Source organism: Emticicia aquatica (assembly GCF_923079645.1).
GTDB lineage: Bacteria > Bacteroidota > Bacteroidia > Cytophagales > Spirosomataceae > Emticicia > Emticicia aquatica.
Genome location: NZ_CAKLPY010000001.1, coordinates 488493 through 509281, shown reverse-complemented (window position 1 = coordinate 509281; position 20789 = coordinate 488493). Strand labels below are relative to the sequence as shown.

Below are 20789 nucleotides of genomic sequence, written 5' to 3'. Positions count from 1 at the left end.
ACCATTTAATAACTTTAAATAGTTCAATAATACATATTTATTCTTACTATTTTCAATTCAACTGCTAAATTCATACTTTTGTAAAAAAAACAAACATTTTTTTATGAAAATTTTAGTCACAGGTGGAGCTGGCTTTATTGGTTCGCACACAGTAGTTGAATTGGTAAATGCTGGGCATGAGCCGATTATCATTGATAATTTCAATAATTCGGAGAAATCTGTATTGAAAGGACTACGAAAAATAATTAAAAAGCCCATCAAATGCTACGACAAAGATTGCAATGATACTAAAATTTTAGAACAAATCTGTCAAAAAGAAAATATTGAGGGCATCATCCATTTTGCAGCCTACAAGGCTGTTGGTGAGTCGGTTGAAAACCCTTTGAAATACTACGAAAACAATATTGGTTCTACGTTAAGTGTTTTAAAAGTGATGATAAAATTAGGAATCAAAAACTTGGTTTTTTCATCGTCATGTACAGTTTATGGACAGCCAGACCAAATTCCAGTAACCGAAGATACTCCTCGTAAACCAGCAGCTTCACCTTACGGAAATACAAAAACTATTTGTGAAGATATTTTGCGTGACACAATCACGGCTGGCAATCCATTGAAAATTATCGCATTGCGATATTTTAATCCAATTGGAGCTCATCCTTCAGCACTTATTGGCGAATTACCTAGTGGAGTTCCTGGAAATTTAGTTCCTTTCATTACCCAAACTGCTGCTGGAATTAGACAAAAATTAATGGTTTTTGGCAGTGACTATAACACACCTGATGGCACTAATATTCGTGATTTTATCCATGTGGTCGATTTAGCAAAAGCCCATGTTTCGGCTATACAACTACTTGATAGTAAACAAGATAATACGTATGACGTTTTCAATATTGGTACTGGAACGGGCAATACAGTTTTGGAAATCATCAAGACCTTTGAGAAAGTAAATAAACTAAAACTCAATTATGAACTTGGTCCACGCCGTGCAGGTGATGTAGAAAAAATATACGGAGACGTAGAAAAAGCATCAAAAATTATGGGTTGGAAAGTTGAAAAAACATTAGCCGACAGTTTAAAAGATGCTTGGCGTTGGGAGAAAAAATTAATGAAGAAAAATGGGTGAGTTAATGGTATCAATACTAATATATCACAAGACACCTTAATTCTGAAAATAAAAAATTAGGATAAATGAAGTTTTGAAAAAAATTGGTATGAATTTGGAAGTAAAAAAAATACTATCAATACTAATTTGGTAAAAAATTTCTAATAAACAATTGAATCGTTAGCCGTATCAATTTCCTAATTTCAAATAATACAAAAATAAAATGAAATCAAATCAAACCATACTTATCACTGGTGGTGCGGGCTTTATTGGCTCACATGTTGTTAGGCTTTTTGTAACCAAATATCCTGATTATCAAATAGTTAACCTTGACAAACTTACTTACGCTGGTAATCTCGAAAACCTTAGCGATATCGAATCTTTGCCCAATTATACATTTGAACACGGTGATATTACGGATGCCGATTATATTAATAATCTTTTTGAAAAATATAACTTTGATGGCGTAGTACATTTAGCTGCTGAATCTCATGTTGATAGGTCAATTACAGACCCGATGGCTTTTGTAATGACCAATGTTATTGGAACTGTTAATTTGCTCAATGCCGCAAAAACAGCTTGGAAAAATAACATGGAAGAACACCGTTTTTACCATGTTTCAACTGATGAAGTTTATGGTGAATTGCACAATCCTGATGAGTTTTTCTTAGAAACAACCAGTTATGACCCTCGTTCGCCATATTCGGCATCAAAAGCATCATCTGACCATTTTGTAAGAGCTTATAACAACACCTATAAATTACCTGTCGTTATTTCAAATTGCTCGAATAACTATGGTCCTAATCATTTTCCAGAAAAACTGATTCCGTTGATGATTAATAATATCATGCACAACCGCCCTTTGCCTGTTTATGGTAAAGGAGAAAATGTTCGTGATTGGCTTTTTGTAAAAGACCACGCCCGTGCAATTGACGTAATTTATCATAACGGAGTAAACGGTGAAACCTACAATATTGGTGGTTTTAACGAGTGGAAAAACATTGATTTAGTACATCTTTTGTGCAAAATTATGGATGAAAAATTAGGTCGCCCTGCAGATACTTCTGTGCAGTTGATTACCTATGTAACCGACCGTGCAGGACACGATTTACGTTACGCCATTGATGCCACAAAATTAATGAACGAACTAGGTTGGGAACCTTCGCTTCAATTTGAAGAAGGACTCACACAAACCGTCGAATGGTATTTGACAAATAAAGAATGGCTGCAAAATGTAACAAGTGGCGATTATTTGAAATACTACGAAAAAATGTATAAATAGAATGCTTAGCTTTGCCAAATATTAAACTGTTTAAAATTTGGCAAAGCTTTCAAATAAACACCCTAACGATGACCCCAATAGAAGTTTACCAAAATCTTGAAACAACTGTAAATCAGTATATTAGTAGCCTCGACAATTATTCTGATGAACAGTTTTTATTCAAAAAAGATGCAGAAACGTGGTCATTAGGACAGATGTACGAGCATCTCGCATCTTCATCAAGTTATTTCTTTTTGGCAAACTGTGTGCGTTGTTTAGAAAAACGCAAAGGGCAAGAAGGTGGTGATAAAAATCATTTTGGCCAACAACAATTCAAGTATGGCGGGTTTCCTCCCGTAAAACTTAAAATCCCTGAAGCTATTCGTGGTCCAGAACTTGTTGCAAAAAACAAAGAAGAATATCGCTTACTTTTAGCAAAAGTTCTGACCGACTCAAAAAATTTGATTGATGCCGTGAGCAATAATGATGGCCTTTATAAAGCTCTTCAACCCGCCATGGGCTGGCTCAATGCACAAGAGTGGTTTTTTCTCCAAGAAATGCACTACCGACATCATTTACGACAAAAAGCTGAACTCGAAACAATTGCTTCGGCCACAAAATAATAACCTAACCAACAGATATTTAATAGAATAATGCAAACAAAGCAAGAACAATTTTGGAGTGGTGAATTTGGTAAAGATTACACCGATAGAAATTCAAGAAAACCAGAAGAATGGGACCAGTTTTACCTTGAAAATTGGGGAATTACAAAAATCGCCTTGAATGAAAAATTCTACACGGACTTGGATAAAGAAGCAAAAATTTTGGAAGTTGGCTGCAATACAGGAATGCAATTAGTAGGTTTTCAACGTTCGGGATTTAAAAATATTTATGGTATTGAATTGCAGCATTATGCAGCACAAAAAGCCAAAGAATTTACCGAAAACATCAATATTATTCAGGGTTCAGGCTTTGATATTCCTTTCAAAGATAATTATTTCGATTTAGTGTGTACCAACGGCGTTCTGATTCATATTTCACCCGATAACCTCCCCAAAATTATGGATGAAATGGTGCGTTGTTCAAAACGATATATTTCTTGTTGGGAGTATTTTGCACCTGAAACGACCACTATCAATTATCGAGGAAACAGCGATTATCTTTGGAAAGCCGATTATGCTCAACTTTTTTTAGACAGATTTTCAAACCTTCGTCTGGTAAAAAAAGAAATTTATCCTTACATCAGTCAAGCTGAATCTGGCAATGCCGATTGCATGTGCTTATTAGAGAAATTTTAAAGCGATGAATTTAGCTATCATTCCTGCTCGAGGCGGCAGTAAGCGAATTCCAAGGAAAAACATCAAAGATTTTCTTGGAAAACCAATCATTGCATACTCAATAGAAGCAGCAATTGAAAGTGGCTTATTCGACGAGGTAATGGTTTCGACGGATGATGAAGAAATTGCAAAAATCGCTCAAATTTATGGAGCAAAAGTTCCATTTAAACGTTCTTCAGAAAATGCCAACGATTTCGCCACTACTGTCGATGTTTTGGTAGAAGTGTTAGATAATTACAAAAATCTCAACCGCACTTTTGAAACTGCTTGTTGCATTTATCCAACCGCTCCATTTGTTTCATCTGAGCTTTTACAAAAAAGTTTTCAAAAGCTTAATAATGAAAATTTTGATTCGGTTTATCCTGTACAGAAATTTTCATTTCCTCCGCAAAGAAGTGTAGTTTTTGAAAACGATAAGCTACGATGGCAAAATGCCGAAAATGCACAAGTCCGCTCGCAAGACCTTACGCCTTTGTATCATGATGCAGGTCAATTTTATTTTTTTAAAACTGAAAAATTACTCAAAAATCGTAGTATTTTGACTAATAACACTGGCGGAATTATCATTTCAGAGATGGATGCTCATGATATTGATAATGAGGAAGATTGGCAAGTAGCAGCGTTTAAATATAGCCTAAAATCAAAATAATGAATCAGTATAAGTGTTTAAAGAACCAGCGTTTTGAATTGGATGAATTCTCTTTAGTGCCGATTAGTAGAGATGAAATCCAAAAAATCAGGGTTTGGCGTAATGAACAAATGACAATTTTACGACAAAATGGGTATATTACTGAGGAAATGCAGCAAGCCTATTATGAAAGTCAGATTGTTCCAAATTTCGATAATAATCAACCCAAACAAGTTTTATTTAGCTATTTTAAAAAAGAAGAGTTCATTGGTTATGGCGGCTTAGTTCATTTTAGTTGGTTTGATAAAAGAGCAGAAATCTCTTTTTTGCTCAACACAAAGTTCATAAATGATACTAAATTGCATGATTTATACTTTGAGAAATATCTTTATCTGATTCAAGAGATTGCGTTTGCAGACCTAAATCTTAATCGCTTACATACCGAAGTTTATGATACTAGACAACACCACGTGGATGTATTAGAAAAATGTGGCTTCGTATTGGAAGGAAGGCTTCGGAAACACATCCGTATTGAAGATAAAATGGTTGATTCATTGTTACATGGTAAACTGAATTCTGAATATAAAAAATAAATAAGTATGGATATTGTATTAACTCCACTCATAAAAGAGGATATTGAATTAGTTAGAACTTGGCGAAATTCTCCTGAAGTTGCACAATATATGTACACCGAAGATGAAATTTCGACAGAGCAACAAGAAGCTTGGTTTGAAAAAGTTAAAAACGACGAAACAAGCAAATATTGGGTCATTGAATATGATAATAAAAAAATTGGACTAGCTTCAATTACAGGTATAAATAAAGTTTTAGGTAGCTGTTATTGGGCTTTTTATCTTGGCACTGATGTTCCAAGAGGTGGTGGAATTGGCTCAAAAATCGAATTTAATGTACTTGAATACGTATTTAATGACCTAAAACTTAATAAACTACGGTGTGAAGTGATGATTTTTAACGATAAAGTCATTTCAATGCACGAAAAATTTGGATTTAGAAGAGAAGCTTATTATCGACAACATGTAAAGAAAAACGGCAAATGGATTGATACAATTGGACTAGCAATTTTGAAAGAAGAATGGTTGAAACAACGTGAATTCATGCAAAAAATTATTTATAGAGATTAACAAACTGCCTTATTAATTACACTCATCTTTACTATTATGCAACTATTTTCTAGTAAATTCACTACACTTCTTATAATATTACTATCTATTAATCATGCAGTATTTTCTCAAAATGATAAAACTTATGTCCCAAATCCAGATTTATTTTCTGTAAATATTGGTAGTAATTCGTTCATTAAAGGAAAATATTTAGAATTAGGAATCAGCGGCAAAGGCTGTTTAGTTAGTACAACATATCCGCCTTCTGATTATCATCCTCATGGTGGCAGTTATTATTTACTAGGAATGGTTTCAGATAATGCTAAAGATGGTTGGGCAAATGGGAATCCTCCTCAAAGTGGCGATTATTTCCAACCAGGTATTCCTTTTGAAGGGTTTAAAGTTGAATTCGATGGTGTTGTTTATGAAAATAATGGTGATGTTGCAACGATTGGTATTCCTGGCGAAAATCTCCCTACTATAGAAACCTCAACTTTAAAAAAAGCAATTTGGCAAGGAGAAACGTCAGGTAAGTTTTCAATCAAGCAAACCATTTCTATTGGAGACGATAATACATTTGCTACTTTTAGAATTGTGCTAAAAAATATTTCATCATCTACTGCAAATATCTATTATTCACGCACAGTTGACCCAGACCAAGAATCACTTCTTGGAGCAGGTCCATCGACTTACAATACAATCATTTCGCAATATCCCACAGATAATCGGTCTTTGGTTAGGGCAATTGGAAGTTATTACGGAGTATATTTTGGCATGGTATCAAACGACCCACGTTCAAAAGTTTGTTTTACTAACTCTGTTTGGTCATTGAATCCCTCGCAATATTATAATGGAACAAATGGAGCGGTTTTGTCAGGTAATGAGTTTGGCGATTTTGCTACGGCATTGACTTTTAACTTTGGAAATGTTGCCCCTGCTGACTCAGTTGTTTTTGAGTATGCTTTTCTAACAAATCAGTCAGATGAAGGTGTTTTTTCTTGTTTACCTACGGCAAATTTAAGTGGTTCGCAAATCATTACAACTGGTCAAACCGCCAATTTAACCCTTAATTTGACAGGAACTCCACCTTGGAGTTTTGTAATGAATGGGCAAACTTTTTTTGATATCAGCACAACTCCTCTTACCATTCCAGTTACACCATTAACTACGACAACTTACGCACTTTCTAGTTTAAGTAATTCGTGTGGCTCAGGAAGCATAAGTGGTTCGGCTACAATTACGGTGTGTAGTCCTAGTGAAGTCCCCAGTGGAACTATTAGTGGAAATCAAATGATTAATTTAGGACAAACCGCCAACTTATCTTTAACATTTGCAGGGTCACCTCCATGGTCTGCTGTGGTCAATGGTTTTACCTTGTCAAATATTAATCTCTCTCCATTCACTTTAAGTGTTGCACCTTCAAGCACTACTGTTTATACATTATCCTCTGTTTCAAATAGTTGCGGCAATAACACAACAACTAGTAGTGCCACAGTTTCTGTATGCTCCGTTTCAACAGCAACGCTTTCTGGAAGTCAATACATTTTGGCAGGTCAGACAGCTAATTTGAGTGTTTCTTTGACTGGTATATCACCATGGACAGTCGTAATGAATGGACAAACTTACAACAATATCACTTCTTCTCCTTTTACAATTGCAGTAACTCCAAGTGTAACAACAACATATTCGCTCACAAGTGTAAGTAATGTTTGTGGAAACGGAACTGTATCTGGAACACCAACAGTCACTATTTGTGTACCGCCTTCCGCTGTTATTACTGGAAATCAGACAATTAGTGAAGGACAAAATGCTAATCTGAGTGTAGCATTTACAGGAACTGCTCCTTGGTCTTGCATCATAAATGGGACAAATTATACAAACATTACTACAAATCCTTATGTGATAAATGTTAGTCCTTCAACTACAACCACTTACACTTTAACTTCAGTAAGTAATCCTTGCGGAACGAATATCGCAAGCAGTAGTGCTACTATTAATGTTACAATCAATTTGAATAATGGGTTGGTTTCTTGTTATGCTTTTTCAACCAATGCAATTGATGGAAAAGGCCGAAATAATGGTGTAAATAATGGTGCAACTTTAACAACTGATAGGCTTGATAGACCTTCGAGTGCTTATAATTTTGATGGAAATGACTACATTGAACTTCCAACAACGAACATCACAAATGATTCATATACATATTCTTTATGGGTAAATCCTACAACATTACCCGCCTATGGAGAAGCCCGCACATTGCTAAGTATTGGTGGTCAATCATTGGTTCTTGTTTATAGTCCTTTTTATAATAGAATTGTATGGAATTTTATCAATTATAATACTAATTCAACTGGGTCATCGATAGTTACTCCAGAAGGATTCTCTATTTTAGCAAATCAATGGAAACATATTGTTGCAGTTAAGTCACCGACAACAACCAAAATGTATATCGATGGCGTATTAATTTCAACAAGTGCAAGCAATGGTTCTCCTGATTATGGTTCAAGTGCCTTAATTGGCAAAAGAAGTGGTTCAGAACAATTAATGATTGGCAAAATTGATGATATTAGAATTTATAATTATGCAATGAGTGACGCACAGATTACAGCATTAAATACTATGAGTATTAATGATAATTGCGATGCTATCATTCATAACGAAAATGGATTGGTCAGTTGTTATGCTTTTTCGGAAGATGCAAAAGATGAATTTTCAAATAATCATGGAATCGTCAATAATCTTACACAAACATCTAATAGGTTTGGAAATCCAAACAATGCTTTTTTATTCGGAGGTTCTTCTTTAAGTAATGTACAAATTTCAAATCCAAATCCTTTTACAAATAACAGCTATTCTTATGCTGCTTGGGTAAAAGCATCTGCTTTCCCTTCATTCGGCGGAACAGCATGGATTTTTACAGTTGGTCAAGCAGGCGTGGGAGACCAATCTTTATATATTTTCAATAACAGTGGGAATGTTGCTTTTACGGCCCACACTTACGCAGCTCCAGCAGGTTGCCTTGCACATGGACTATCTTCAGCAAGTGGAGGTTTAATATTAAATTTGAATCAATGGTATCATGTTGTTGTTACAATGGATAATGTTTCATACAATTTGTATGTTGATGGTAAATTAGTTGATAGTTCGCCGTCATCATGCACAACAATGACATACGGAACCCCTTCTGCCTATATTGGTGTTAGAAACGGAGGATTATCTCCTTTTACTGGAATTATTGATGATGTCAGAATCTATAATCGTAGTATTTCTGTCGATGAAGTGAAAAGTATCAGATATACAAGGGGGTGTCGAACAAAATGTCCAGAAACTTTGTCTATTAACGATACATATAATTCACCTTTACCACCTTTAAGAAACGAAGCCAATCAAATAACAGGGTCAAACATAATCAATTCAAACACGGAAATTCAATATGATGCTCAAAAATCAATCTTATTGCAACCTGGATTTAAAGTTGAACAAGGAGGTGTTTTTGAAGCATTTATTAACGGATGTGGAGGAAATAAATAATCAAAAAAATGTTTAAAATAGCACATACATTCATAAGTCCTGACCATAAACCATTTGTAATTGCTGAAATGTCAGGCAATCATAATCAATCGCTCGAGCGTGCTTTTGCCATTGTTGATGCAGCCGCTGAGGCTGGAGCCCATGCATTGAAATTACAAACGTATACTGCCGATACTATTACATTCAATGGTACGTCCGACGAATTTGTAATTAAAGATGAAAATTCGCTGTGGAAAAATCAAAACCTCCATAACCTTTATCAATTGGCCTATACGCCTTGGGAATGGCATGAACCTATTTTTGATAGAGCTAAATCTCACGGAATGCTAGCTTTTAGTAGTCCTTTCGATACCACAGCTGTTGATTTTCTGGAATCGCTGGATGTACCTTGCTATAAAATTGCCTCTTTTGAAAATACTGACCATATTTTACTCAAAAAAGTTGCCCAAACTGGCAAACCCGTCATTATGAGTACAGGCGTTGCAAGTATTGCGGACATTCAAGAATCGGTGGCTGTTTTACGTAAAAATGGTTGTAAAGACTTGGTATTATTGAAATGTACAAGTACCTACCCAGCCACACCTGAAAGCACTAATTTACTCACAATTCCACACATGAAAGACTTATTCGATTGTCAAATCGGTCTTTCTGACCATACAATGGGTATCGGAGCAGCTGTTGCGGCAGTGGCACTTGGAGCAAGAGTTTTGGAAAAACATTTTACGTTACGTCGTGCCGATGGCGGTGTCGATTCTACCTTTTCGTTAGAGCCTGATGAACTTAAAAACTTAGTAATTGAGTCAGAAAGAGCATTTTTGGCAATGGGTAAAGTAAACTATATCCTTTCTGAAAAAGAACAAAAAAGTTTGCAGTATAAACGTTCATTATACGTTGTTGAACCCATGAAAGCTGGCGATGTTTTTAATGAAAAAAATGTACGCTCAATTCGTCCATCAAATGGTTTACATACACGCTATTACGACGAAATTTTGGGTAAAAAAGCTTCAACAGATATTCAAGCGGGAACAGCATTAAATTGGGACTTAATTTCAAAATAATAGATTTTAGCAAAAAACTGATTTTGAATATCTAACCTAAACGGTCATTAAAGATATGCACAAACGAATAAACGAAATAACTTGGTCATTCTCATTCGTGTTGTTACTGGTTTATATATTTCCTTACATATATTTAAATCAAAATGCGTATCTTACCATTCATGACAATTTAGATAGCGACTTCCATTATTTTTTATTACTTAAAAACTCAGGAAACGCCCTCAATTTCGATTTATCAGCAACCATTCCACAAGTAATGAATGGATTGCCTCGTTGTGCATTGAGGTCAGGCATTAACCTTGAAGTTTGGAGTTTTTTGTGGTTTGAGCCATATACGGCTTTTTTAATAAATTTTATTGTTATTCATTTGCTTGGCTTTGTAGGAATGTTTCTGTTCCTACAAAGATATGTTATCACCGATAAATCACAACTTTTTATAACCATTTCAATTGCCATTTGCTTTGCATTTGTGCCAACTTACATGGTTCACGGCATCTCAGTACATGGACAACCTCTATTATTATTTTCTTTTTTAAATATTAAGGAACGTCGTCTGCAATGGTTCGATTGGCTTATCATTATTTTATTCCCACTATATTCATTTTTGATTTGGTCAGGTCTATTTATTTGGGTGGCATTATTTGTTTATTGGTCATTCTTGACAATAAAATACAAAAAGCTCGATTATAAATTCTTAATTGGTTTATTGTTCTTGGGTTTGGGATATGTCCTCACCGAATTTCAAATGATTTATGCTTTTTTTGCTAAAGTATTTGTCTCACATCGAACCGAATATGATTACGCCTTGCTCATGCCAATGAATTTTAAGGCGGCCCTCAATGCCTCTTTTCGTGTATTTATTCAAACGTATTACCATTCTGGTGGATTTCTGACCATATTTATCTTTTTAGTCGGTTTTGTTTCATTATTAAAATCATACTTGAAAAAGAAAAAAGAATCGTTTAAAATTCACTCTTTTTTCCTTATAAGTATCATCGGAATATGCCTTTTTCACGGTTTCTATCGTTTTTTTACAGGCGGGGCAGGAACTGTATCAAAACTTGCCGAGGCATTTCAATTTGATAGATTCTACTTCTTATTACCTTTTATTTGGCTTTGGTGGTTGGCAATTATAGTGCGTGAAAATAGTCAGTTCAAAATCAGTATTATCGCTTTGCAATTTATTTTGATGCTTTACGCCAACACAGAATGGCTAGTCAATGTCAAGCAAATGGCAGGCATTGAAACAAAAATCAAGCATCCATCCTACCGAGCTTTTTACGCAGAAAAACAATTTGATGAAATCAAAAAAACACTCTCTTTACCTCAACAAGATTATCGAATTATCTGTATAGGTTTTCACCCAGCTGTAGCTCAGCACAATGGGTTTTACACACTCGATGCCTTCCAAAACAATTATTTATTAAGTTATAAGCACCAATTTCGTGAAATTATTGCTGGAGAATTAATCAAAAATGAAGCAAACAGAAAATATTTTGATGGTTGGGGAACTCGATGCTATACTTTTGTGGCTGATTTACCATTAAATTTTATGAGAAGTAAATTCATTAAAAATAAACCACTTAGCAATTTATCTTTTAATATCGAAAAACTAAAGGCTATGAAAGGCCAGTTTATCTTCTCAACTAATCCTATTGATTGCACCAATCTTAATCTTACTTTTGTGAAAAAATTTGAATCAAATGAGTCATATTGGAACATATTTGTTTATAAAACAATATAAATAATCTTTGGTTCTCTAACTTTCCGCTTTACAAAAGGTCGTTTTTTCTAAGTTAATAACAAATGAACGTAATAAAAAAACAAGCTTTTCTCAGCACAATCTTCTCTTACGGAGGCGTGTTGGTTGGTTTTGTAACCCAGTTTTTTTTGATTGGTAATTTTCTCGAACCCGCTCAAAATGGTCTTTTAGCCGTTTTGCTTTCTTATATGTACGTTTTGGTTCAGCTTTCTTCTTTGGGTTTCAATGCAGCAGGAAGTAGATTTTTTCCTCATTTCAGAAATGCACAAAAAGGACACAATGGCTATCTATTTCTAGGGCTTTCGGTTGGTTTAATTGGCTTTCTGATTACGAGTCTCGGTTTATTTTTGTTAAAAGATACCATCATTAAAAATGAGGAAAATTCAACGCTTTTTGCTGATAATTTTTATTTTTTGCTACCACTTACTTTTGCAACGCTACTTTTCAATCTGCTCGATAATTATGCAAAAAACCTCTACGATACAGTCACAGGGACATTTTTAGCTCAATTTTTACAGCGATTATTGCAGTTAGTTGCCATTTTGTTTATCATTTTTCAAATTGTTGATTTTCAACAATTTATGTATTTATGGGTTTTTGCTGTGTCTTTTTATGTTATTCCGATGTTTTGGAAAGCAACACGATTAGAGGGATTTTCGTTGAAACCAAACTTTTCTGTAATGACACCAACTTTTAGTAAGGAGTTTGGATTTTACAGTTTTCTTACAATTCTGACAGGTTTTTCTTCGATGGTTATTTTGTATATCGACAAAATTATGTTAGCAGGAATCACCACTTTTACCGAAACTGGCATTTATAATACAGCATCTTTTTTTGGGAGTGTCATGGGAATGTCACTTTTGGCTATCAATAAGGCTGCTCAACCCCTCATCGCAGACTCATTCGCAAGCAATGATTTGGATAATATAAGCACCATTTATCGAAAAAGTAGCATAACTTCTCTCATAGTTGGTTGCTGGATTTTTCTTGGAATTTACCTAAATATTGATAACCTTTTTTTGTTTTTAAAGCCCGAATACTCCGCAGGAAAAACAGTTGTAATTATTATATGTCTAGGCAAACTTTTTGACTTAGCAACAGGATTAAACGGCACAATTTTGACTCTATCAAAATATTATATCTATGATACTTACATCATGGTTGGATTAATTTTCATCACCGTTACACTCAACTATTTTTTAATTCCAATCTATGGCATGAACGGAGCAGCTTTTGCACTAGCCATTGCCACCATTTATTACAATCTGATTAGATATTTAATCGTTTGGTGGAAATTAGGGATGCAACCATTCACCTTCGATTTAGTAAAAATAATCATATTGTCAATTACTATTGGATTGACTATCAGCAGTTTACCAACTTTAAATGGTAATAAAATAATGACCGTTGCTGATATGGCTTATCGCTCAATAACGTTAACTTTAGTTTACGGAGTGGTAATTTATTGGAGTAAAATTTCTCCTGAATTGAATGGTGCGATGAAAAATACTTGGCAACAAATAGTTAAATTTGTGCAATAACTCTATTGATATTAAGAATTTTCAAGAAAAAATGAAGTGCTTTATGCAGCAAATCTTAACTATATATTTACAAATTGGTCAATTTTTCAAAAGCCTCTTTAGTAGTTTTTTGTCTATTCTGAAGGTTATTTTATTATCTAAATTTTCGTTAAAACTTCCTAAACCAACGTTAAAAAAAGCGTCAATCTTAGGAAATGGACCTTCTTTACGGGCTACTTTGAGCAATGATTTAGCGTTCATCAAGACCACTGATATTTATGCTGTTAACCTCTTTGCTTCTTCCGCAGAATTCGTTCAAATTCAACCTCAAAACTACGTAATGCTCGACCCAGCATTTTTTTTATTTGATACAGAAAATAGCAGTCGTCTTGACATAAAAAAAACACTTGATTGTCTTATTCAACATACAAATTGGGAAATGAATTTGTATGTACCATACCGAGCAAAAAAATCATATTTGGTAGAGAAAATCAAGAAAGAAAATCATTTTATCAAAATTGTGTTCTTCAATTATACAATTATTGAAGGTTTTTCTTGGTTCAGACATCAATTGTTTAACCTAAATTTAGGTATGACTCAATGCCAAAATATTTTAGCTTGCACCTTATTTTTAGCCATTCGTCGCCAATACGATGAAATTTTTCTTTTTGGTGCTGACCACTCTTGGCATGAAGAAATAAAAGTAAGCGAAAACAACGATATTGAAATAAAACAAATTCACTTTTACGACAATACCGCTCAAGTAAAACACCAAAAAATACTAGATGTTAATACCAAAGTGCATTCCAACCTAGAAACCATTTTCCTTTCGCTTTATAAAGTTTTTTATGGCTACGGAATTTTAAAAAAATACGCTGACTATCAATCTGTTAGAGTATTCAATGCCAGTGGTAAAAGCTATATTGATTCGTTTGAAAGAGTCAAATTATAAGTTTTATTTTTTAGCCAAACTATAAATTTTCCCACCCGAATAATCGCAAATATACAATTCGCCATTGGCATCTTGTCCGAATGTAGAAACGGTGCTTACATTCGTAATAAAATCACTTTTGGTAACTGTTTTTCCATCATAAGTCAAAGCCCAAATTTTACCACTCACATAATCACCACAAATATATTTTCCGATAAATTCTGGCAATTTTTTCCCTCGATAAACCATTCCACCAGTTACCGAACGGCCATCGCTGCCTTGTGCATAACTCCAAACTGGGGCAATTAAATCTGTTTGTGAGCAATTTGCTGTTGCATCGAAGCAATTATTCGCTTCTTTGATTCTCCAACCGTAGTTTCCACCCTTTTTTACAATATCAACTTCCTCAATTTTATTTTGCCCTACATCTCCTACCCAAAGATTTTTTGTAACCGAATCAAAGCTAAAACGCCACGGATTTCGTAAACCATAAGCAAAAATTTCTTCTCTAAAATCGTCAGTATTTCCTACGTATGGATTATCTTTCGGAATACCGTAATTGCCTTTTTCAGTAGAATTCACATCAATTCTAAGCATTTTCCCTAAAAGATTTTTTCGATTTTGCGAGTTATTTTGTGGGTCACCACCACTTCCACCATCGCCTGTTGCAACGTACAAATAATCATCTGGCCCAAAGGCTAATTGTCCACCGTTATGATTAGTATAAGGTTGGTCGAATGTAAATAAAATAGCTTCACTACTTGGGTCTGCAACAAGTCCATTAGCTTTAAATCTCGAAATAACCGTTTGTCGTCGGGGCGAATTTCTAGTATAATTGACAAAAAAATAGCCATTACTCTTAAAATTGGGGTGAAATGCTAAACCAAGCAAACCCATTTCGCCACCAGCAGCAACCCTATTATGAATATCCAGAAACACACTTACTTTTTCAGTAGAAGAATTGTTTTCAAAAGTTTGAATAAAGCCATTTTGCTCGACCACAAAAAGGCGATTTGAGCCATCATTTGCGTAAGTAAAATCTACTGGATTTGTAAAAGATAATTTAGGAAATGCTAAAACTGATTGATAACCGTCGGCAATAATCGGCACAACTACAGGTGTTGCTGGTGTTGTTCCAACTGGAGTTTCTGAATCAACTTTACAGCTAAATGTAACCAAACTCAAAAGCCCTATTAAAGCATTTAATTTTTTCATGGATATTATGTTTTTTGCTAATTAACGAAAAAAACATCACATAAGTTTTCTCAAAATATATTTTGAGGTATCCTAAATCGCTTTCAAATTTGTCGTTAAATCCTTCATAAATTTACAAAGTTTTGAGAAATAACCATTTAATATATCATTCCAATAAAATAAAACTCTGATTATCAATGATTTATCCTAAAACTCAACAATTTGTGATCTAAAAATGACTATTTATCTCATAAAAAATCGCTTAATTCGCATTAATTATTGACTTATTTATCTGAAAATTCTTGAAAATTTTACTCATCAATACCGACGATTCAATGGGTGGAGCGGCCATCGCTTGCTTACGTTTACTGACTATTTTAGAAAAAACTGACGGTATTGAAGTAAAAATGTTGGTACAAGAAAAAAAACGCAACAGTCTGAATGTCAATCCTTTAGCTTATAGTTGGTTACAAAAAAAATGGGCTTTTTTAAGATTTATCAAAGAGCGTTTATACTTTCGGTTTTATGAAAAAAACAAAGAAATTCGCTTTGCATTTTCTCCCGCCAATACTGGTATTGATATTTCCGAACATCATTTAGTTCAAGAAGCAGACATCATACATTTACATTGGATAAATTTTGGTTTTCTATCAATAAATTCTCTCGAAAAGCTTTTTAAACTCAATAAACCAATCGTTTGGACATTGCATGATATGTGGGCTTTTACGGGCGGTTGTCACCATAGTGGTGATTGCGAAAACTACCAAATTGCTTGTGGAAACTGTTTACAATACTTGAAAAATCCATCAAAAAATGATTTATCCAATCTTGTATGGCAACGAAAAAACACAATTTTTGGTCAATTAAATATTCATAAAACAACTATTATTGGATGTAGCCAATGGTTAACCAATAGAGCTAGAAAAAGTAGTCTTTTTGATGGGTTTTCTATAAAATCAATTCCGAATCCATTAGATACAACTCTTTTTTCTCCGCAAAATAAAGTTGTATCAAGGCAAAAATTAGGCTTACCCATTGACAAAAAGCTTGTACTTTTTGTTGCTGCCAAAGTTTCTGTCATTTGGAAAGGTTTTAGCTATTTTCAAGAATCTTTAGAAATTTTAAAGACACAAATACCTAATAATCAAGCTATTGAACTAGTAATTTTGGGAGAAAGTAATGAAGAAACTATTCAAAAACTTCCTTTTAAAGCCCACGCTTTAGGACGTATTTCTGATATTCAGCAAATCGTTTCAATTTATTCTGCCGCAGATGTATTTGTGATTCCTTCTATTCAGGAAAACCTACCAAATACAATCATGGAAGCTATGGCATGTGGCACGCCAGCGGTAGGTTTTGAAGTTGGTGGAATACCAGAAATGATTCGACATAAAGAAAACGGTTTCTTAGCAAAGTACAAATCAGCAAAAAGTTTTAGTGAAGGAATACAATGGGTTCTTTTTGAGGCAGACCATCAAAAAATATCTCAAAATGCACGGCAAAACGTATTGGATAATTATTCGCAAGCAACTGTTGTCAAACAATATTTGGAGGTTTATCAACAATTAAAATAAATTATTTTACTATAAAATCCGCAATTTCTTCATAGGCGTCAAGCACCATTTTCTGAAGATTCGTATTTAGTTTTTGAGATAAAATACGTTTTTCTGCCAAATCGTCTTTGCTCAAATTAGTGAAGTATTTGCCAATTTGATTCTCTAAATTTCCGTCTTCTCGTATCAACCAAGCAGCTTCTTGAAGCATATCCCAATTGTCACTTTCTTGACTTCCACAAAATAAAATCGCTCCTCCAGCCGCTACGGCACTCACCGCTTTCGACGGAATCATAAGATGTGTATATGCAGAAAGTAAACTCACTAAGTGCACATCAATAAAGTTAAGTTGACTGCGTGGAACATTGGATAAAATGGTTATTCCTATTTTATTTGCAGCAAAATCAAGGATTTTATCTGCTTTTTTTCCATAAAGTGCCAAAATCAAATGATGCTTTTCGGGATTAAAGGCTTTAATAAATTCAATCAGAAAATCTTCATTATGGGCATCATTTAAATTTCCGCAATAACCAAAATAGATTTTATCATCATTTTTTCGCCAATTGGGCAGTTCACTTTCGTATGTTTGATGAAAAATTACTCCACAAGGCAAAATCGTTTTATCTAGGACTTTTTGGTATTTTTCTTCAATAAATTCAGCTTGTTTTCTGCCAAGTGCAATCAATTTTTGGGGCGAATGCTGGTACGTTTTTTTTAGAAACCAACGATAAAAGAAACTTTTTTCAGCAATCATTCCGATTGCGACAAAGGCTTCAGGAAATAAGTCCATTGACCATAAAGCCCATTTTCGTTCGAACGAAGTTGTGTTTTTGAGAAGTAATGACGCCCAAAACGGAAGAAGTGGTGGACTTGTCATGCAAATAATAGGAGCATTTTGACCGATTTTTTTTGCTTTTCGAATCAAAATAAAGCCGTCAAAAAATCCTGCTAAAAGTTTTAAAATTTTATTACTTCCAGCATATATAGTTGGTAATGAATGAATTGTACCAATTGGCTCACGAACCTGCCCACCTCCATCATCGCTTCGTTCGATATGAACAATGTGTACCTCAATCTGATATTTTTCGATGAGATACTTCGCTAAATCCCAAGCAGATTCTCCAGTAATTCCAGGATTTGGTGGATAATGTCGGTTGATAATCGTAACAATATTTTGTGCTCCTTTTTCTGTCATTCAACTTCGCTCTTATATTTATAACCTTTTGCAAGATCAAATCTCAATAATAAGCCAAAATTATAACTAATTCCCTTTAAATATTGCGAAGCTTCATCAATTTTAGTTGAATTTTGGAAATAGGTCAAATCAGAACGTAAAACTCCTTGGGGAGCAAAATTCATCCTGCCAAAAAGACTTATATAAAAACCATTGGTTACTCGGCCTTGCAATTCGGTTTGTAGCTCAAATGCTGCTCGTCCTTTTTTGGTTAAAAATGAATCAGTTGTAAGTTTGATGCTATCTCGTCTTGACGGATTTCCTGTAAAACCTTCAAATTTTCTAGTAAAAACCGATTTATTATTAGCATTTGTTCCTATCAGAACACCACCACCAATATAGAGAGAAGCCGTTTTTGTGATTGCATCGAGTGACAAAACTTTATATTTGAATCTGACTGGAATTGTCTGTAAATCAGCTCCGATCCGAAATGTAAATGGAAATCCTCTACCCGAAGCAATTGTCTGAACGTAATACACTGGATTTTTCAAATAACCAGTTTCTACTGCCCATTTGTTGTCTAAATTATATCCCAACGTAACCCCCCAAAAAAACTCATTATTGTTTTGTGTACCAAGTAAATTTCCTAGCGAGCCATCCAGGCCCGCATAATTGAGCTTAAAACCACCTTCAAGCCCAGCATATAAACTAACGGATTTACGATTGAGGTTAGGATAAACATTATTTTTAACATCCTCTCGTTGGCTCGGAGGTTTGTAATATTCCTCTATTTCTTGAGCCAAAGAATTGGAACAAATACTCAGCAAGAGCATAAAAGGTAAAAATACAGATTTCATCATTTAGAAAATATTGTCAAATCTATAAACAAAGACGGCACTCACCAATGAAAAGTTGTCAGTAAAAAAAAACGAGATTTTATTTAGCAAAGAAAAAATATGATTTTTTGGTGTTTTTTCAATAAATAACGAAAGAATCATAGTAGAATTTCGTGATGAAAGCGAAAAGAAAATTTATATTTGTAAAAGATTTTCAAAAAGCTTCATATAATGTTTGAGCCGCAAAAAATGAGTAAATTTACTCATTTGCTCAGACGCCATTCACTTAATTATTCATTATTGAATGAAAACCTTAGACACTTACGATTTTTCGGGCAAAAAAGCCCTCATTCGAGTTGATTTTAACGTACCTCTAAACGATAAGTACGAAATAACAGATGATACTCGTATCACTGCCACGATTCCAACCATCAAAAAAATCTTAAAAGATGGTGGGTCATGTATTTTAATGTCACATTTAGGTCGCCCGAAAGATGGCCCAACTGAAAAGTATTCTCTTAAACACTTAGTAAATCCGCTTTCAGTGATTTTAGGTTTACAAGTAAAATTTGCAGATGATTGCATCGGAGAATCAGCAGTTGAGCAAGCCACTAGCCTAAAACCAGGTGAAGTTTTGTTACTTGAAAACCTTCGTTTTTACAAAGAAGAAGAAAAAGGTAACGTTGAATTTGCTGAAAAACTATCAAAATTAGGCAATGTTTGGGTAAATGATGCCTTCGGAACTGCTCACAGAGCCCATGCTTCTACGGCAATTATCGGACAATTTTTTGAAGATAGAGTTTGCGGTTATGTGATGCAAGCTGAAGTAGTAAATGCTGAAAAAATATTACACCATGCCGAACGTCCATTTACGGCAATTATGGGTGGTGCAAAAATTTCTGATAAAATCCTTTTAATCGAACGCTTGTTAGATACTGTTGATAATCTAATTATCGGTGGAGGAATGACTTACACCTTTACAAAAGCTCAAGGTGGAGCGATTGGTAAATCTCTTTTAGAAGCCGATAAACAATCGCTTGCTCTTGAATTAATTGAAAAAGCAAAAGCAAAAGGTGTTAATTTAATTATGCCGCTTGATAATGTTTGTGCAGATGGTTTCTCAAACGATGCCAACAGAATTACTGTTCCAACTGGTCAAATTCCAGAAAATTGGGAAGGACTTGATATCGGCCCAGAAAGTATTAAACTTTTCACTGAAACTTTATTGAAGTCAAAAACGATTCTTTGGAATGGACCAATGGGAGTTTTTGAATTCCCTAATTTTGCTATTGGCACAAATGCTATCGCTGAAGCGGTTGTAAAAGCTACCGAAGAAAACGAAGCATTCTCGCTAATTGGTGGCGGTGATTCGGCATCTGCTGTTAATAATGCAGGTTACGGCGACCGTGTTTCTTACGTTTCAACTGGTGGTGGTGCATTGTTAGAATACATGGAAGGAAAAACCTTGCCAGGTGTTGCGGCACTTGCCTAAATTTCATAATAGATTACAAAAAAATCCCCGTTGGAAGACGGGGATTTTTTTGTGTGATTAATATTCTTTGGGGATTAGTAAAGATTACCAGATTTTAATGTTGGTAAAAAATAAACCAATAGCAACTGCTATGGCTAATACGCTTATTAATAGTAATTCGGCGTACTTCATTTGAGATTCGGATTTTACTGTTCTGTTCATGGCGTTACAATTTAGTTTATATGGAGTTAATTTGGACTAAAGTTCTTCATAGAAGTCACTTTATAAAGGAATTTCTACATTTCACTTC

The 20789-nt window shown here is 34.4% G+C and carries 17 protein-coding genes; 14 read left to right on the top strand and 3 right to left on the bottom strand.

Features of this window, described 5'->3' with window-relative positions; translation table 11 throughout:
* Positions 1-103 precede the first annotated feature (103 nt).
* From galE to MJQ71_RS02095, 12 genes are all read left to right on the top strand, one after another.
* Entirely contained in the window at positions 104-1123 is a 1020-nt protein-coding gene (gene galE / locus MJQ71_RS02150) for a UDP-glucose 4-epimerase GalE (RefSeq protein WP_238804075.1), read from the top strand.
* 202 nt (positions 1124-1325) lie between these two features.
* A complete protein-coding gene (gene rfbB, locus MJQ71_RS02145; RefSeq protein WP_238804074.1) occupies positions 1326-2384 on the top strand; it encodes a dTDP-glucose 4,6-dehydratase in 1059 nt (352 codons plus the stop codon).
* 68 nt (positions 2385-2452) lie between these two features.
* Positions 2453-2986, top strand: a complete 534-nt coding sequence (locus tag MJQ71_RS02140) for a DinB family protein (protein WP_238804073.1) — start codon at positions 2453-2455, stop codon at positions 2984-2986.
* Between the two features lie 30 nt (positions 2987-3016).
* The gene (locus MJQ71_RS02135) at positions 3017-3661 is read left to right on the top strand and encodes a pseudaminic acid biosynthesis-associated methylase (RefSeq protein WP_238804072.1); all 645 of its coding nucleotides are present in this window, start codon (positions 3017-3019) and stop codon (positions 3659-3661) included.
* Between the two features lie 4 nt (positions 3662-3665).
* Positions 3666-4349: a pseudaminic acid cytidylyltransferase gene (gene pseF, locus MJQ71_RS02130; protein WP_238804071.1), complete on the top strand. Its 684-nt coding sequence runs from the start codon at positions 3666-3668 to the stop codon at positions 4347-4349.
* Positions 4349-4921 (top strand): GNAT family N-acetyltransferase, encoded by a 573-nt coding sequence (locus MJQ71_RS02125; RefSeq protein WP_238804070.1) that lies wholly within the window; start codon positions 4349-4351, stop codon positions 4919-4921. The genes pseF and MJQ71_RS02125 overlap by 1 nt, the downstream gene beginning before the upstream one ends.
* Before the next feature lie 6 nt (positions 4922-4927).
* Positions 4928-5470: a UDP-4-amino-4,6-dideoxy-N-acetyl-beta-L-altrosamine N-acetyltransferase gene (pseH, locus tag MJQ71_RS02120; protein WP_238804069.1), complete on the top strand. Its 543-nt coding sequence runs from the start codon at positions 4928-4930 to the stop codon at positions 5468-5470.
* Between the two features lie 36 nt (positions 5471-5506).
* A complete protein-coding gene (locus MJQ71_RS02115) occupies positions 5507-8980 on the top strand; it encodes a LamG domain-containing protein (protein WP_238804068.1) in 3474 nt (1157 codons plus the stop codon).
* Positions 8981-8988: 8 nt separating this feature from the next.
* Positions 8989-10038: a pseudaminic acid synthase gene (pseI, locus tag MJQ71_RS02110; protein ID WP_238804067.1), complete on the top strand. Its 1050-nt coding sequence runs from the start codon at positions 8989-8991 to the stop codon at positions 10036-10038.
* Between the two features lie 55 nt (positions 10039-10093).
* A complete protein-coding gene (locus tag MJQ71_RS02105; RefSeq protein WP_238804066.1) occupies positions 10094-11782 on the top strand; it encodes a DUF6044 family protein in 1689 nt (562 codons plus the stop codon).
* 62 nt (positions 11783-11844) lie between these two features.
* Positions 11845-13341 carry a lipopolysaccharide biosynthesis protein gene (locus tag MJQ71_RS02100; RefSeq protein WP_238804065.1) on the top strand — a complete coding sequence of 499 codons (1497 nt, stop codon included), beginning with the start codon at positions 11845-11847 and terminating at the stop codon, positions 13339-13341.
* A gap of 43 nt (positions 13342-13384) precedes the next feature.
* Positions 13385-14272 carry a hypothetical protein gene (locus MJQ71_RS02095; RefSeq protein ID WP_238804064.1) on the top strand — a complete coding sequence of 296 codons (888 nt, stop codon included), beginning with the start codon at positions 13385-13387 and terminating at the stop codon, positions 14270-14272.
* A gap of 3 nt (positions 14273-14275) precedes the next feature.
* Here the strand turns inward: MJQ71_RS02095 and MJQ71_RS02090 are convergent, their stop codons facing one another.
* Positions 14276-15466, bottom strand: a complete 1191-nt coding sequence (locus MJQ71_RS02090) for a PQQ-dependent sugar dehydrogenase (protein WP_238804063.1) — start codon at positions 15464-15466, stop codon at positions 14276-14278.
* Positions 15467-15747: 281 nt separating this feature from the next.
* Here MJQ71_RS02090 and MJQ71_RS02085 point away from each other — a divergent pair, with 281 nt between their 5' ends.
* The gene (locus MJQ71_RS02085; RefSeq protein ID WP_238804062.1) at positions 15748-17019 is read left to right on the top strand and encodes a glycosyltransferase family 4 protein; all 1272 of its coding nucleotides are present in this window, start codon (positions 15748-15750) and stop codon (positions 17017-17019) included.
* A gap of 1 nt (position 17020) precedes the next feature.
* Here MJQ71_RS02085 and MJQ71_RS02080 read toward each other — a convergent pair whose 3' ends face one another.
* Positions 17021-18193, bottom strand: a complete 1173-nt coding sequence (locus tag MJQ71_RS02080) for a glycosyltransferase family protein (RefSeq protein ID WP_238804061.1) — start codon at positions 18191-18193, stop codon at positions 17021-17023.
* The gene (locus MJQ71_RS02075; RefSeq protein ID WP_238804060.1) at positions 18190-19032 is read right to left on the bottom strand and encodes a hypothetical protein; all 843 of its coding nucleotides are present in this window, start codon (positions 19030-19032) and stop codon (positions 18190-18192) included. Before MJQ71_RS02075 ends, MJQ71_RS02080 begins: the two co-directional genes overlap by 4 nt.
* A gap of 280 nt (positions 19033-19312) precedes the next feature.
* Here MJQ71_RS02075 and MJQ71_RS02070 point away from each other — a divergent pair, with 280 nt between their 5' ends.
* The gene (locus MJQ71_RS02070) at positions 19313-20500 is read left to right on the top strand and encodes a phosphoglycerate kinase (RefSeq protein ID WP_238804059.1); all 1188 of its coding nucleotides are present in this window, start codon (positions 19313-19315) and stop codon (positions 20498-20500) included.
* The last annotated feature ends 289 nt before the right edge of the window (positions 20501-20789 follow it).